The sequence below is a fragment of the Novosphingobium sp. genome (assembly GCF_030699305.1).
GTDB lineage: Bacteria > Pseudomonadota > Alphaproteobacteria > Sphingomonadales > Sphingomonadaceae > Novosphingobium.
This window is the reverse complement of record NZ_JAUYNB010000006.1, coordinates 81658-97084: the sequence shown is the minus strand read 5'-3', so window position 1 is coordinate 97084 and position 15427 is coordinate 81658. Positions and strand designations below refer to the sequence as shown.

The following is a 15427-nucleotide window of genomic DNA, read 5'->3' as shown; positions in this document are numbered from 1 at the left end:
CACGTTCGCGCAGATGTGTCTCGACTTCGCTCGACACGAACGGAGACTTTTCATTACAATCTCAATGTCCCCAGCACGCCGCCATCGACAGCCAGCGACTGGCCGGTGATGTGGCTGGCGCGGTCGGACAGCAGGAAAGCGGCGACGTCCGCCAGCTCGCAGGCCTTGCCGGTGCGGCCCTGCGGCGTGGCGGCGGCCATCGTCGTCAGCGCATCCGGCGGCAGCGTGTCCAGCATCGGGGTTTCGATGAAGCCGGGGATGATACAGTTGCAGCGCACGCCGTGCGGCGCAGCTTCCAGCGCGACCGCGCGGGCGAGGCCCAGTACGGCGTGCTTGGACGCGACATAGCCGACATTGCCCGCCATCCCGCGTTCCGACGCCAGACTGCCGGTCACCAGAATGCTGCCGCGCCCGCGCTCCACCATACCCGGCAGGACATTGGCAATGGCCCAGAACGGCGATTTCAGGTTCACCGCCAGCACGGCGTCGAGCACATCATCGGCATAGTCCTGCACGGGCGCGAAGGCGCCGCCTGTTCCGGCGTTGAGGAACAGCGCGTCAATCGGGCCATTCTGCGCGGCGGCGCTGTCCAGTGCGGCGATCAACTGGGCCTTGTCGCCGACATCGGCGGCGGCCCATTTCGCGCCTTCGCCCAGTTCCTTGCAGGCTTGCTCCAGCAGTGCCGCCCTCCGGGCGATCAGCGTGACCCGCCCGCCCAGCTCGGCGATCCGGTCCGCCGTCGCTCGCCCGATCCCGGTGGATGCGCCGGTGATGACGACATGGCGGCCGGTGAAGTCCACGCGGAGTGCCTCAGGCCAGACCCAGCAGGCGCGCGGCGTTGTCCTTCATGATGCCGGGCAGGACTTCGTCCTTGAAGCCAACCTGCCGCGCGGCATCGAGCCACTTTTGCGGGTGGATCAGCGGAAAATCGCTGCCGAACAGCATCTTTCCGCGCAGCTGCGTGTTGGCATACTGGATGATTTGCGGCTGGAAATACTTCGGCGACCAGCCCGACAGGTCGATGAACACGTTGTCCTTGTGCAGCGCCATCGACAGGCTTTCATCGACCCACGGCCAGCTGGGGTGGGCGAGGATCACCTTCATGTCGGGGAAATCGACCGCAACATCGTCGACCAGCATCGGCTGACCATACTTCAGCCGCACCCCGCCGCCGCCGCGCATCCCCGTGCCCATGCCCGAATGGCCGGTGTGGAAGATCGCGGGCAGCTTGTATTCGTTGATCACCTCGTAAATCGCGTAACCGACCTGCGCGGCGGGCTCGATGTTCTGCATGATGTGATGGAACTTGAAGCCCTTCACGCCGCAGTTTTCGACCAGATCGCGGGCCTCGCGTGCGCCCAGCTTGCCCTTGTGCGGGTCGATCGAGGCGAACGGGATGCAGATGTCGTCGTGCTTTGCGGCGAATTCGGCCACTTCGTAGTTCGACACGCGCTTGGCCCCGATGCCGCTTTCGCAGTCGACCGTGAACATGCAGAACGCGATCTGCTGTTCGCGGTAGATTTCGGCGATTTCCGGCATCTTGGGCCGTTCGCGCGGGGCCTTGAAATAGGCGCTGGCGGCATCGAAGAACTGGCCCATCACCGGGTCTTCGGGATCGTGGCAGCTGACTTCCGCATGGACGTGGACGTCGATGGCTTTGATCTTGGACAGGTCGATTGCCACGATTGTACTCCTTGAAAATTGGCAGCGGACGGGGCGGGGCGGCGCGTCGGCGCTTCCCCGCGCGCCGGATTACAGCTGGATGATGACCGTCTTGGTTTCCATATAGGCCTCGATGCCCTGACGGCCCTGTTCGCGGCCCAGGCCGGATTCCTTGAAGCCCCCGAACGGCAGCGCGGTATCGATCACGGCGTGGCAGTTGCCCCACACGGTGCCCGATTTGATCCTGGACGCCAGCTTGTGCATCGTTGCCACGTCCTTGGTCCAGATGCCCGCGCCCAGCCCGAAACAGGTGTCGTTGGCGGCCTTGGCGACTTCGTCGATGTCGTCGAAGCGCTGGGCGACCACGACCGGACCGAAGATTTCCTCGCGCACCACGCTCATTTGCGGGTTCACGTCGACCAGCACGGTCGGGTTGACGTAATAGCCGCCGTCGGATGCGGCGGCATCGCCGCCCACGGCGACGCTGGCACCGTCACGCTTGCCCGCCTCGATATAGCCCATCACGCGGTCGAACTGTTCCTTCGATACCAGCGGACCCATGTGGGCTTCGGGATCAAGGCTGGCGCGCGGCGCCCAGAACGGGGTGGTGGCGGCGATCCCTTCGATCACTTCGTCGAAGATCGAACGGTGCGCGTAAATGCGCGAACCGGCGACGCAGACCTGGCCCGAATTGAAGAAGATTGCGCCCGCCGCGCCGGGGGCCACAGCGGCCACATCGACATCGGGCATGATCACCACCGGCGACTTGCCGCCCAGTTCCAGCGTCACGCGCTTCAGGCTGTCGGTGGCGTTCTTGTTGATCAGCTTGCCGATTTCGGTCGACCCGGTGAAGGCGACCTTGTCGACGTCCGGGTGCTTGACCATGCGGTCCCCGGCGGTGTGGCCGTTGCCGGTGATGATATTGACGACGCCGGCCGGGAACCCCGCTTCGGCGATCAGGTCGGCCAGCCGCAGCGCGGTCAGGCTGGTCTGTTCGGCGGGTTTCAGCACCGTGGTGCAGCCAGCGGCCAGCGCCGGGGCAATCTTCAGGCAGGCCATCAGCAGCGGGAAATTCCACGGCACGATCTGCGCGCAAACCCCAACCGGTTCCTTGGTGGTGTAACCGAACACCGTGCCGCCGGGCATGGTATAGGGCGATACGACTTCGCCGTTCACCTTGCTGGCCCAGCCCGCCATGAAGCGGATGTGGCTGGCCGCGCCGGGGACGTCGACCGCGCCGGCCATCGTCTTGGGCTTGCCGTTGTCGATCGCTTCCAGTTCGGCCAGTTCATCGGCGTTGGCTTCGATCAGGTCGGCCAGCCGGATCATCGTGCGTTCGCGCACCATCGGCGGCAGGCCCGACCAGCGGCCATCGTCAAACGCGGCGCGGGCGGCGGCAACGGCGCGGTCCACATCCTTGTCCGAGGCATCGACGGCATGGCCGATGATCTTGCCGGACGAGGGATCTTCGACCGGGATGGTCTGGTCGTGGCTGGAGGAAACCCATTCATTGTTGATGAACAAGGCGGGCTTGCGCGCCAGGAAAGCCTGTGCGGCCGCCGAATAGGCGCGCTGGGTGCGGTCGATCGTGGTCATGTCGTTCATGATGATACCTCTCTCCAAAGGCGATTCTGGTTGCGCTCACATTACGTGATTTAGTAGGCAATGCATACAAATTATCGAGTCCGGCGCAAGTCCGTTCGTTGCTCAGGCTAACACAGTCATTGTTATTGACCATAGCATTTTTCCGGCTATGTCACGGTAACGGATAAAACGCCGAATTCCTGGGAGCAGCAAGCCAATGTCATCGATCATCATTGATCCGATCCGGACCCATGCGGCGGCCATGCCGGGTCGGCTGGCGGTGGGCTGCTGCGAAACCGGGCGGCGCTGGACTTGGGCGGAGCTGGACCGCGCGATTGACCGGGCGGCGGCATGGCTGGCCGATCAGCTGGGCGCGGGCAGCGGCAGCCGCGTGGCGACCCTGACCCGCAATCACCCCAATATGCTCGTGCTGCAACACGCCTGCACCCGCGCGGGTGCGGTGTTCGTGCCGTATAACTGGCGGCTGGCGACGGCGGAGATCGCCGTGTTGATGGCGGATGCCGCGCCCAGCCTGATTTTCCATGACCCTGAATTTGCCGTGCCAGACTATCCCGCGCCGCTTCACCTGCTGGCCGATCTGGAAACGCTGGGCACGGACGGCACCCGCGCACCGGCCACCGCCCGGCGCGGCTGGGATGAGCCGAGCACGCTGCTCTACACCTCTGGCACCAGCGGCCGCCCCAAAGGGGTGATGATCAGCGAAGCCAACGCGTTCTGGGGGCCGACCAATTTCCTCCATGGCAGCCTGGTCAGCTATGACAGCGTGTTTCTGTGCGACATGCCGCTGTTCCACACCGCCGGTCTGTTCGCGGCCGCGCGCGTGCCGATCCTGTGCGGCGGGACGGTGTGGATCAGTGCCGGGTTCGATCCGGCGAAGACCATCGCCCGGATGGCCGACCGCAACCTGGGCGTGACGCACTATTTCTCGGTCCCGCAGATGGCGACGGTGATCTGGCAGCATCCCGATTTCACGCCTGAAAAGCTGCACGGGCTGAAGCTTTACGTCACTGGCGGCGCGCCCAATCCCAAGGCGCAGGTTGAACGCTTTGCCAAGGCTGGCATCCGCTTTTCCGATGGCTTCGGGATGAGCGAGACGGGTTCGAATTTCGCCATGCCGGTGCTGGACGAAGCGCGCCTGCTGGAAAAGGCCGGCAGCTGCGGCCTGCCGCTGATCGGGGTGCAGACCCGGATTGTCGATGACGAAGGCAACGATGTGGCGCAGGGCGAAACCGGCGAGTTGTGGGTGCGCGGGCCGAGCGTGACGCAGGGCTACTGGAACCAGCCGGAACTGACCGCCAAGGCTTTTCACGAGGGCTGGTTCAAGACCGGCGACGCGGCCTGCCAGGACGCGGACGGCTTTTTCTTTCTCGTCGACCGCAAGAAGGACATGTACATTTCCGGCGGCGAGAACGTCTATCCGGCTGAGGTTGAGGCCGCGCTCGCGGAACTGCCGGAAGTGGCCGAAGCCGCCGTGATCGGCGTGCCGTCCGAACGGTGGGGCGAAGTGGGCCGCGCTTTCATCATCGTGAAAGCGGGCGAAACGCTGACGGCAGAGCAGATCATCGCGCACTGCACGGCGCGGCTGGCGAAGTTCAAGGTGCCCGCCAGCGTCGTGCTGACCGACACGATCCCGCGCACCGCATCGGGCAAAGTCCAGAAGCACCTGCTGCCCAGAGATTGAGGGCGGCGACCAGTCGCGGCGATTGCGCTTGGGCGACTCGTGCACGGCGCGGTAGTCTGCCGGGCATGATGGCACCCGAATATCTGGCCGGACGGCTGCTGCTGGCCATGCCCGGAATGGGCGATCCGCGGTTCGACCACGCGGTGATCGCGCTGTGCGTCCACGATGCGCAAGGCGCGCTGGGGATCGGCGTGGGCCGGATCAAGCATGGGCTGCGGCTGCATGAACTGCTGGAAGATGTCGGCATTGCCCCCGGCATGGCCCCCGACTGCGTGATCCACGATGGCGGCCCGGTCGAGCCGCAGCGCGGGTTCGTGCTGCATTCACCGGACTGGGACGGACCCGGCACGGTCCAGGCCGGTCCGCTGGGCGCGCTTTCCGCCTCGCTCGATGTGCTCACAGCCATTGCGGCGGGTGAAGGGCCAGAGCGCTGGATTGTGGCGTTGGGCTATGCCGGGTGGGCGCCGGGGCAACTCGACACGGAAATGCAGCGGCACGGCTGGTATGCTGCGATCGGCCATCCTGACATCGTGTTCGACACGCCCGTCACCGCGCGCTGGAAGGCGTCGTGGCAGGCCGAAGGTGTTGACCCTGCGCTGCTGTCCAGCACCACCGGGCACGCCTGATTTTTTCAGCATGCAGGCCTGATTTTTTCAACATGCAGGATTGCATTTCACCATTTTGAAAAATAGGAAGGGGTCATGCCCGGTCCCGTCCGCTCCATTTCACAGGCCTTCATGATCCTGCGTCTGCTGGCGCAGCACGGCGGTGCGTTGACGCTGTCCGAAATCACCCGCGCGACCGATCTGTCGCTGTCCAGTTGCCTGAACCTGCTGCGCACGCTGGTGGCCGAAGGCGCGCTGGAGGCCGAAAATGGCAAGCGCTATCGCCTCGCTGCCGGTTGGGCCGGACTGGCTGCCCTGCTCGATACCGCGCAGGCCCGCGTGATCGCCCGCGCCCAGCCGCTGCTCGACCGGTTCGCGCAAGGCCATGACGCCACCACCGGGCTGTGGCGGCTCGACCGGCGCGAGCGGCTGGAACTGGTCGCGCTGGGCGAAAGCACATCCAGCACGCGCATTCACATGGCCGTGGGTCAGCGCCAGCCGATTGGCGGCGGCAGCACAGGCCGCGCGCTGGCGGCGGCGCAGCGGATTGATGAGGGCGAACTGGCCCGCCGCTATGGCGCGCTGCGCTGGCAGCGCCCGCTCGATTTCCCGGCCTATGCGGTGCAGGTCGGTGCGGCGGTGGCATCGGGCTATGCGGTGGACGATGGTTTTGGCCACGCCGGCATCTGTTCGATCGCCTGCATCGTGCCGGGCGAACCGATTGCCTTTTGCCTGTCGACTTCAATTTTCGCCGGTTCGCGCGAGGGTGAACATATCCGCGCGCTGGGACGGGCTTTACGCGAACTGGCCGCCGCAATCGGCACCGAACCTTAAGAGGACTGACCTGATGAGCGACGAAACCTTTCCCGAAATCCGCGATGCCGTGCGCCGTCTCTGCGCCGATTTTCCCGGCAGCTACTGGCAGGGCCTCGACCGTGACCGGACCTATCCGACCGAATTCGTCCAGGCGCTGACCAAGGCCGGGTTCCTGTCGGTCCTGATCCCGGAAGAATTCGGCGGATCGGGGCTGGGGCTGGGCGCGGCGACCGCGATCCTTGAGGAAATCCACCGCTCTGGCTGCAATGGCGGCGCGTGCCATGCCCAGATGTATACGATGGGGACCGTGCTGAAGCACGGCAATGCGGAACAGAAGGCCAAGTACCTGCCCGCCGTCGCGGATGGCTCGCTGCGGCTCCAGGCCTTTGGCGTGACCGAACCGACGGCAGGAACCGACACCACCCGGATCCGCACCTTCGCCCGGCGCGAAGGCGATCACTATGTGGTCAGCGGGCAGAAGATCTGGATCAGCCGCGCGGAACATTCCGACCTGATGGTCCTGTTGTGCCGCACCACCGCGCGTGAGGAGTGCGAGCGTTCGTCCGACGGGATGAGCGTGCTGCTGGTCGACATGCGCGAAGCGGTCGGCAACGGGCTGACGATCCGCCCGATCCGCACCATGCTGAACCACGCGACGACCGAACTGTTCTTCGACGACCTGAAAGTGCCGGTGGAGAACCTGATCGGGGAAGAGGGCAAGGGGTTTCGCTATATCCTGTCCGGCATGAACGCCGAACGCATCCTGATCGCGGCGGAATGCATCGGCGACGCGAAGTTCTTTATCGACCGCGCCTCGGCCTATGCCAAGGATCGCAGCGTGTTTGGCCGTCCGATCGGGCAGAATCAGGGTGTGCAGTTCCCGATTGCGCGCGCCTATGTCCAGATGACCGCTGCCGATCTGGTGGTGGCCGATGCAGCGGCCAAGTTCGAAGCTGGTCAGCCTTGCGGCACGGAAGCCAACATGGCCAAGATGGTCGCGTCCGAGGCCAGCTGGTTCGCCGCCGATATGTGCATCCAGACCCACGGCGGATTCGGCTTTGCCGAGGAATACGACATCGAGCGCAAGTTCCGTGAAACCCGGCTTTATCAGGTTGCGCCGATTTCGACGAACCTGATCCTCAGCCATGTCGGCACCCATGTGCTGGGGATGCCGAAAAGCTTCTGATGACCGGGGGCGACAGGCGGCTTGGGCTTTGGCCGCGCACCTGCTAGGCGCGCGGCCATGTTGACGATCCAGAATGTTACCGTGCGCCTTGGTGGGCGCGAAATCATCGACCACGCGAGTGCGTCGATCCCCCCGCGCGGCAAAGTGGGCCTGATCGGCCGCAACGGCGCGGGCAAGTCCACGCTGGTCAAGGCGATCATCGGCGAGCTTGAGCTGGACGACGGCGATATCGACATGCCGCGCGGGATGCGGCTGGGCTATATCGCGCAGGAAGCCCCCAGCGGCACCTCGACCCCGTTCGACACGGTGCTGGCCGCCGATGCGGAGCGGCTGGCGCTGCTCGAAGAATCCGAAACCTGCCACGATCCGGACCGGCTGGGCGATGTCCATGAACGGCTGCTGGCGATCGATGCCTACAGCGCCCCGTCGCGCGCCGCGCGCATCCTGATCGGGCTGGGGTTTGACGAGGAGATGCAGGGCCAGCCGCTCGACAGCTTTTCGGGCGGCTGGAAAATGCGGGTCGCGCTGGCCGCGCTGCTGTTTTCCGCGCCCGATGTGCTGTTGCTCGACGAACCGTCGAACCACCTTGATCTGGAAGCGACGCTGTGGCTGGAAAACTTCCTGAAGTCCTACCCCGGCACGCTGATCGTGATCAGCCACGAACGCGACCTGCTGAACAACGTGGTCGATCATATCCTGCACCTGCAGGGCGGCAAGCTGACGCTCTATCCCGGTAGCTATGACAGCTTTGAACGGCAGCGCGCCGAACGCGCGGCGCAGCTGGCCGCCGCAAAGGTATCTCAGGATGCGCAGCGGGCGAAGTTACAGGATTATGTCGCGCGCAACAGCGCCCGCGCCTCTACCGCCAAGCAGGCCCAGTCCCGCGCGAAGATGCTGGCCAAGATGCAGCCGATCACCGCGCTGATCGAGGATCCGTCGCTGGCGTTCGATTTTCCCAATCCCAGCGAGCTGCGCCCGCCGCTGATAACGCTCGATCTGGCAGCGGTCGGCTATGCGGCGGATACGCCGATCCTGCGGCGGCTGAACCTGCGGATCGATCCGGATGACCGGATCGCGCTGCTGGGCCGCAACGGCAACGGCAAGACCACGCTCGCCCGCCTGCTGGCCGCGCAGCTGACCCCGATGGAAGGGGCAATGACCGCGACCGGCAAGATGCAGATCGGCTATTTCACGCAGTATCAGGTGGAAGAACTGGCCGGCGACGCGACCCCGCTGGAACACATGACCCGCGCGATGGACGGCAAGACCCCGGCCGCCGTGCGAGCGCAGCTGGGCCGGTTCGGCTTTTCCGGCAACCGCGCAACCGCGCAGGTCGGCACGCTTTCGGGCGGTGAACGCGCACGGCTGGCGCTGGCGCTGGTGACGCGCGACGCGCCGCACCTGCTGATCCTGGACGAACCGACCAACCACCTTGACGTCGATGCGCGTGAGGCGCTGGTGCAGGCGCTCAATACGTATACCGGCGCGGTGATCCTGATCAGCCATGACCGGCACATGGTCGAACTGACCGCTGACCGGCTGGTGCTGGTCGATGACGGGACGGCGAAGGAATATCCTGGCAGTATCGAGGATTACATCGACTTCGTGCTGGGCCGGAACCAGCCGCGCGACGGGAATGGTGACGGCAAGGGCAAGGGCGCGAAGAAAGATCGCCGCGCCACCGCCCAGGCGCGTGAGGAACTGCGCACGCTCAAGAAGCAGGTGACCGAGGCTGAGGCGCTTCTGACGAAGGCACAGACGCTGCTGAGCGAGCTTGACCGCGCCATGTTCGATCCTGCCAGCGCCCGCGCCGATCTGGCCAAACTGAAGATGAGCGAACTGTCCATCCGGCGCGGTCAGGTGGCGGCAGAACTGGAAGCGGCTGAACTCGCCTGGCTGGCTGCGGGCGAGGCGATGGAAACCGCGCAGGCCGCAGCGGCATGAGTGTTGCCTTTCGCCGCGACGGGGATGAGGAGCACCTTGAACCCAAGTTCGAAGTGCCGATCGCGCCGGGGCCGAACCTGGTAACGGCGCGCGGGCTGGATTTGCTGAAAGCGCGGGCCGGGGAACTGGCCGCGCTGGCGGTGACCCTGACCGAGGAAACCGCGCTGAACGCGGCGCGGCGGGACTTGCGCTATATCCAGCAGCGGCTGGTGACGGCGCAGTTGGCTCCGGTGCCGGACGGCGCGGTGGCCGCGTTCGGCTGCCGGGTCGACTTCACCCTGAACGGCGCGGCCCGCGCGCTGGAGATCGTCGGGCATGACGAGGCCGATGCGGGCGCCGGGCGGATTGCCTTTACCGCGCCGCTGGCCCGCGCCTTGCTGGGCTGCGAGCCGGGTGACCTGGCCGATTTCGGCGGCCAGCCGGATGCCATAGAAGTGACGGCGATCCGGCCGATCTGACGATCAGGCCACATTGACGTCAGGGACGCGGGCCTTTGCGCGGCGGCCCCTTGCGGAAGTTTCCGCCCGGACCGGCGCGACCTTTGCCGTGGGGCTTGGGACGATCGACATGCGGACGGTCGCCTTTCGGACGCGGAGCCAGTTGTTTGCGCGGTGCAGCCGGATCGCGCGGGGCCTGTTCGCGCGGGGTATATTCGCGCGGCGTGTATTCACGGGGGGCCTGCTCGCGCGGTGCGTGCTCACGCGGTGCGTGCTGTTCGCGCGGGGTGTATTCACGCGGGGTATGCTCGCGCGGTGCGCGATCCCGCGGAGTGTGTTCGCGCGGGGCGTGTTCACGGGCCGGATTGTCACGCGGCCAGGCGTCGCGGGCCGGGCGGTCGCGGCTGGTGCCTTCGCGCGGGCCAGCCTCGCGGTTGCCCCGCGCCATTTCGCGGGGGCTGTCATCCGACGCGATGATGCGGATGCCGCTTTCGTCCTCGCCATCCTGATCGGCGGTGCGGGCGACGGCTTGCAGGAAGCGGTCGGCGATTGCGCGCGGGATCTGGAAGTGGGTTTCGTTGGCGGCAATCCGGATCGCACCGATTTCGTTGCGGGTGATGTGCCCACGGCGGCACAGCACCGGCAGAATCCAGCGGGCATCGGCGTTCTGGCGGCGGCCCACGTCCATCTTGAACCAGATGATGTCATCAAAGCCGGGACGATGCTTGTCCATCTGCGCGGCGCGCTGGGCGTCGGGCGAACCGGCGATCAGTTCTTCCGGCTGCGGCAGCGAGGCGCGGTAGGACCGGACCAGCGCCACGGCGAGGTCTTCGGCGCTGCGCTGTTCCAGCAGGTTGCGGGCGATCTCCAGATCGTCCGGATCGTTTTCGACCTGTTCCAGCAGCTTTTCCATCAGCCGTTCACGGTCCGCCGCGCGGATCGATTCAGGCGTCGGTGCTTCAACCCATTCGGCCGGGATGCGCGCGCCGCGCAGCATCATTTCGACCCGGCGGCGGCGCGGGAACGGCACGATCAGCACGGCAGTGCCTTTCTTGCCGGCGCGGCCGGTGCGGCCCGAACGGTGCTGCAACGTTTCGGCATCGCGCGGAATTTCAACGTGCACGACCAGCGTGATCGACGGCAGATCGATCCCGCGTGCGGCCACGTCGGTTGCCACGCAGACGCGGGCGCGGCGATCGCGCAGCGCTTGCAGCGCGTTGTTGCGCTCGTTCTGGCTATGCTCACCCGACAGCGCGACGACCGCGAAGCCGCGTTCCTGCAGCGTGGCGTGGAGCCGGCGGACGTTGTCGCGCGTGGCGCAGAACAGGATCGCGGTTTCCGCTTCGTGCAGGCGCAGCAGGTTGACCACCGCGGATTCGATGTCCGCCGGAGCAACGGTCACGGCCTGATAGCTGATATCACCGTGGCCGCGATCTTCGCCGACGGTTGAAATGCGCAGCGCATCGTTCTGGTAACGGCGGGCCAGCGCGACAATCGGCTTGGGCATCGTCGCTGAGAACAGCAGCGTGCGGCGGCCTTCCGGCGTCGCATCGAGGATTTCTTCAAGGTCTTCGCGGAAGCCCATGTCGAGCATTTCGTCCGCTTCATCGAGCACGATGGTGCGCAGGCTCGACAGTTGCAGCGCGCCGCGTTCCAGGTGGTCGCGCAGGCGGCCCGGCGTGCCGATCACCAGATGCGCGCCATGGTTCAGCGTGCGGCGTTCGCGCTGCGGGTCCATCCCGCCAACGCAGGCGGCGATCTTGGCGCCGGTCCCGGCATAGAGCCAGTCCAGTTCGCGCGCGACCTGCAGCGCCAGTTCGCGCGTCGGCGCGATCACCAGCGCCAGCGGTGCGCCAGCCGGGGGCAATGCGCCGTTTTCGTCGAGCAGTTCGGTGGCCATCGCCAGCCCGAACGCGACGGTCTTGCCAGAGCCGGTCTGGGCGGAAACCACCATGTCGCGGCCGCGTGCTTCATCTTCGAGGACCGCCGACTGAACCGGGGTGAGGGCGGTATAGCCATGGCCGGACAATGCCTGGCTCAGAGCGTCGGGAATGCCAATAAAAGTCATATATCTCGCAAGTCAGCAGGCATGGCCTGCATAAGTCTGGAAGCTGTCGAATGGGGTTAGCATACAGCCTTGCACCGCGTTTGGCCTGCACTTTCGCGCAGGGCGGTCATACCGCAGGTGCGAACGCCGCCTAGCCGGGTTTCTCCGGCTTGGCGAGTCGTTTGTCCTGAGCCTAAGGAGCGCGCTGCGGGGCGGTGCGCAGCAGCGCATAGCCCAGCAGCGCGGACAGCAGCGATCCGGCCAATACGCCGATCTTGGCTTCCTCCACCAGCAGCGCGCTATTGGGGAACGCCAACTGGCCGATAAACAGGCTCATCGTGAAGCCGATCCCGCACAGCAGCGACATGCCCCACAGTTGCTGCCAGCTGGCCCCTGCGGGGCGCTGCGCCAGTCCGGTGCGGTCTGCCAGCACGATTGCGCCCATGATGCCAACCTGTTTGCCGACGAACAGCCCCAGCGCGACGCCGATCGGCAACGGGGCCAGAATCTCGTCCATCCCAAGGCCCGCGAAGGCGACCCCGGCATTGGCAAACCCGAACACCGGCACGATGAAGTAGGCGCTGATCGGCGCGAGCGCATGCTCCATCCGCAGCAACAGGCTGTCACCGCGGCTATCGAGCCGCATTGGCACGCACAGTGCGGCCAGCACGCCCGCGACTGTGGCATGGACGCCGGAATGGAGCACGGCATACCACAGCAGGCCGCCCAGCAGCAGATAAGGCCAGCCGCGCGTCACCCCTGTGCGGTTGAGCGCGATCAGCCCGGCCAGCGCCGCCGCTGCCCAGCCCAGCCAGACCAGCTTCAGCCCGGACGTATAGAACAGCGCGATGATCGTGACCGCCCCCAGATCATCGACAATCGCGACCGTCAGCAGGAACAACCGCAGCGATGCGGGCGCGCGTTTGCCCAGCAATCCCAGCACACCCAGCGCAAAGGCAATGTCGGTCGCGGCGGGAATGGCCCAGCCGCCTTGCAGTTCCTTGGTCCCGCCCGCAACCAGCAGATAGACCAGCGCGGGAACCGCCATCCCCGCGATTGCGGCCAGCACCGGCAGTCGGCGGCGCGCGGGGGAAGACAGTTCGCCGTCGATCACCTCGCGCTTGATTTCCAGCCCGACCACGAAGAAGAACATCGCCATCAGGGCATCGTTGATCCACAGATGCAGCGTGTTCAGCTTGGGCAGCGGGGTCCACGGCAGGGTGCCGTGGAACAGCGTGTGATACCCATCCGCCAGCGGCGAATTGGCCACGATCATCGCGGCAATCGCGATGACGATCAGGAGGATGCCGGCGCCGGCCTCACCGCCGAAGAGACGAGTGGCAAGCGTGGCGAGCGGTTCGAACGGGTGGCGGCGTGCAGTCATGCCGCCGGGATTCGCCGATGTGGCGCTGCGTTGCAACAAAAACCGCACAGCACCGTCACAGGGTCAGGCGCAGGTCGCTCATCGAGTTGGCGATTTTGGCGAACGCTTCGGTCAATTCATCGCTGTCGTTGGCCTGGAATGCTTTACCGGGACCGGCGCATTCTTCCATGATCGGGTTCAGCGCGGTGCCGAACGCCACGATCCAGACGGTGATGTTCTTTTTCTTGGCTTCCTTGCAGGCAAAGCTGAAGCGCTGTTCGATCGTCTGGGTCAGCGACAGCGCCGAGCCGGGTTGCCAGCGCCGCCGGTCGAGCGGTTCGAAGCCGTAACTGGAATAGCTGATGTCCAGCGCCGAGGTCTGGCCGTCGGTCAGGAACACGATGTTCCGGCTGGTCGGGCGACCGTCGGCCGGACCGGCGTTTTCAGTCGCGAACGGTCCGGTCGGCGACAGCATCCGCGCGCCCCAGATCATGCCGATATCGTGATAGGTGCTGCCGCCCGCTTTCAGTGTGGCGGCGTAATCCGACACGGCCTGGTCGTCCATTTCGGCCAGCGCGCGCGCCGGGGTCGGGCAGGCGGCGGTGTTGGCCACCCACGGGGCGATATATTCGGCGTTGGTCGCGGCGCTCGCCAGATCGAAGTTGCCGGTGTTGTCCCACTTTTTGGCGCGGCCAAAGATCAGTTTGGGATACTGCGGGCGCCATTGGGTCCGGCTGTCACCGGCCGTCGGGAGCAGGTCGATGTCCAGATCCAGCGCGCGGGTCAGATCGACATTGTCGTAATCGTCGATGATGTAGGTGTCGCGTTCCTCGATGCAGCCGTTGGAACCGGTACGCCACGCGCTGACATCGACGGTTTCCTGACTGTACTGCCAGTTGGTGCCGGTCAGCAGCGCCGGGGTCTGGAAATACTGATAGGTGTCGATGTAGCTGGAATAGGCTTCCTGGTTCACCGTGCAGGTGCTGCCCGATAACGACACATTGTACACGTTGCCGTTGCGGGTGCGCTGATAGGTATACCGATACAGCGTTCCGGCCGGAGGCCCGGCATAAGCTTCGGTGGTGCTGGAAACGAGCACGGTATTGGATGTCACCGTGTTCGCGGGCACTGTCGGGCAGGTATAGACCCCGCCCGACAACGTTGCGGCATAAGTCGATGCCACCGTCCGATTGACCGTCCCCGAAATCGGGGAAGAGGCGGTCCACGACGTATAATACCCGGACGTCTTGCCTGACCCCAGCATCCGCCGCGATTGATATTTCCACTGGGTGGTGACCCATTCGTCCTTCAGCAGGTGGCCAACATTGACGTTGGTCGAATAGGGCAGAAAGCCATAGCGGATGCGGGCGCTGGCCTGCCTGTTTTCTTCCAGCTGGGTATGAAATTCCTGAATCACGCCCTTCAGGATCTCAATCCGGGCGGTGGAATCGCCGGGGTTGGTTTCATTCATCGAACCTGTCACGTCCAGCACCAGCATGACATCGGTGTTCGATGAATCAAGCTTGGCCCCGCACGTCACGCGCAGTTCCAACCGGTCATAGCCGAACAGGTTCATGATCGTCGTCGGCACATCGACACTGGCCGCGCCATCGATCGTGGTATCGGGGTTGACCACCATCGTGAAGTCGCGGTTTTCGGTGCCATAGGCCCCGTCGGCGTAGTTCACGTCGAAAAAGCGCTGCCCGACATTGGTGACGTCGGGATTGCTTGTGCCCGCAATGACGGTGCCCGTGCCGAGCTTCTTGCGCGCGGCCAGAACGCCGGAATCGCAGGCCTGCTGCAATCGGGTTTCGGCCAGATAGCCGCGGCCCATGTCGATCGCCCCGCCAACCAGCGCCAGCAGCGGAAACACCCCCGCCGCGATCATCGCCAGCGTGTTCCCACGGCGGTCGCGCCGCAGCCGCCGCAGAATGCGGGGCAGCTTTGACACGGCTGCGGGAAAGGCGGGGTTCACGCGGGTTGGCGTCCTGTCTGGCGGAATAGCGCTCGGGGTATACGCCGTCCCGTCGTTAAAACCCGTGAATGGAAATGGTTTACAGTCCGTCACCCTGGTTCGCGCA

General features: G+C 65.4%; 12 protein-coding genes. 6 read left to right on the top strand and 6 right to left on the bottom strand.

Annotated elements, in window-relative coordinates:
• Positions 1 to 53 precede the first annotated feature (53 nt).
• The 3 genes from Q8Q53_RS01365 to Q8Q53_RS01355 form a co-directional block, all read right to left on the bottom strand.
• Positions 54 to 800: an SDR family NAD(P)-dependent oxidoreductase gene (locus Q8Q53_RS01365; protein WP_305699950.1), complete on the bottom strand. Its 747-nt coding sequence runs from the start codon at positions 798 to 800 to the stop codon at positions 54 to 56.
• Between the two features lie 10 nt (positions 801 to 810).
• A complete protein-coding gene (locus Q8Q53_RS01360) occupies positions 811 to 1683 on the bottom strand; it encodes an amidohydrolase family protein (RefSeq protein ID WP_305699949.1) in 873 nt (290 codons plus the stop codon).
• 69 nt (positions 1684 to 1752) lie between these two features.
• On the bottom strand, positions 1753 to 3267 hold the full coding sequence (locus Q8Q53_RS01355) for an aldehyde dehydrogenase family protein (protein ID WP_305699948.1): 1515 nt from the start codon (positions 3265 to 3267) through the stop codon (positions 1753 to 1755).
• Positions 3268 to 3463: 196 nt separating this feature from the next.
• On the opposite strand from Q8Q53_RS01355, the gene Q8Q53_RS01350 reads away from it, so the two are divergent.
• From Q8Q53_RS01350 to Q8Q53_RS01325, 6 genes are all read left to right on the top strand, one after another.
• Entirely contained in the window at positions 3464 to 4948 is a 1485-nt protein-coding gene (locus tag Q8Q53_RS01350) for an AMP-binding protein (RefSeq protein WP_305699947.1), read from the top strand.
• Between the two features lie 65 nt (positions 4949 to 5013).
• Positions 5014 to 5574, top strand: coding sequence for a YqgE/AlgH family protein (locus Q8Q53_RS01345; RefSeq protein WP_305699946.1), 561 nt, complete (start codon positions 5014 to 5016; stop codon positions 5572 to 5574).
• Between the two features lie 75 nt (positions 5575 to 5649).
• Positions 5650 to 6387, top strand: a complete 738-nt coding sequence (locus Q8Q53_RS01340) for a helix-turn-helix domain-containing protein (RefSeq protein WP_305699945.1) — start codon at positions 5650 to 5652, stop codon at positions 6385 to 6387.
• Between the two features lie 13 nt (positions 6388 to 6400).
• On the top strand, positions 6401 to 7555 hold the full coding sequence (locus tag Q8Q53_RS01335; protein WP_305699944.1) for an acyl-CoA dehydrogenase family protein: 1155 nt from the start codon (positions 6401 to 6403) through the stop codon (positions 7553 to 7555).
• Between the two features lie 57 nt (positions 7556 to 7612).
• Positions 7613 to 9499, top strand: coding sequence for an ABC-F family ATP-binding cassette domain-containing protein (locus Q8Q53_RS01330; RefSeq protein ID WP_305699943.1), 1887 nt, complete (start codon positions 7613 to 7615; stop codon positions 9497 to 9499).
• Positions 9496 to 9957: a GreA/GreB family elongation factor gene (locus tag Q8Q53_RS01325; protein ID WP_305699942.1), complete on the top strand. Its 462-nt coding sequence runs from the start codon at positions 9496 to 9498 to the stop codon at positions 9955 to 9957. The genes Q8Q53_RS01330 and Q8Q53_RS01325 overlap by 4 nt, the downstream gene beginning before the upstream one ends.
• Before the next feature lie 19 nt (positions 9958 to 9976).
• Here the strand turns inward: Q8Q53_RS01325 and Q8Q53_RS01320 are convergent, their stop codons facing one another.
• The 3 genes from Q8Q53_RS01320 to Q8Q53_RS01310 form a co-directional block, all read right to left on the bottom strand.
• Complete coding sequence (locus Q8Q53_RS01320) at positions 9977 to 12004, bottom strand: DEAD/DEAH box helicase (RefSeq protein ID WP_305699941.1); 2028 nt, start codon at positions 12002 to 12004, stop codon at positions 9977 to 9979.
• Between the two features lie 172 nt (positions 12005 to 12176).
• Positions 12177 to 13367: a Na+/H+ antiporter NhaA gene (gene nhaA / locus Q8Q53_RS01315; protein WP_305699940.1), complete on the bottom strand. Its 1191-nt coding sequence runs from the start codon at positions 13365 to 13367 to the stop codon at positions 12177 to 12179.
• Positions 13368 to 13422: 55 nt separating this feature from the next.
• Positions 13423 to 15297, bottom strand: coding sequence for a TadE/TadG family type IV pilus assembly protein (locus Q8Q53_RS01310; RefSeq protein ID WP_305699939.1), 1875 nt, complete (start codon positions 15295 to 15297; stop codon positions 13423 to 13425).
• Positions 15298 to 15427: the final 130 nt, after the last annotated feature.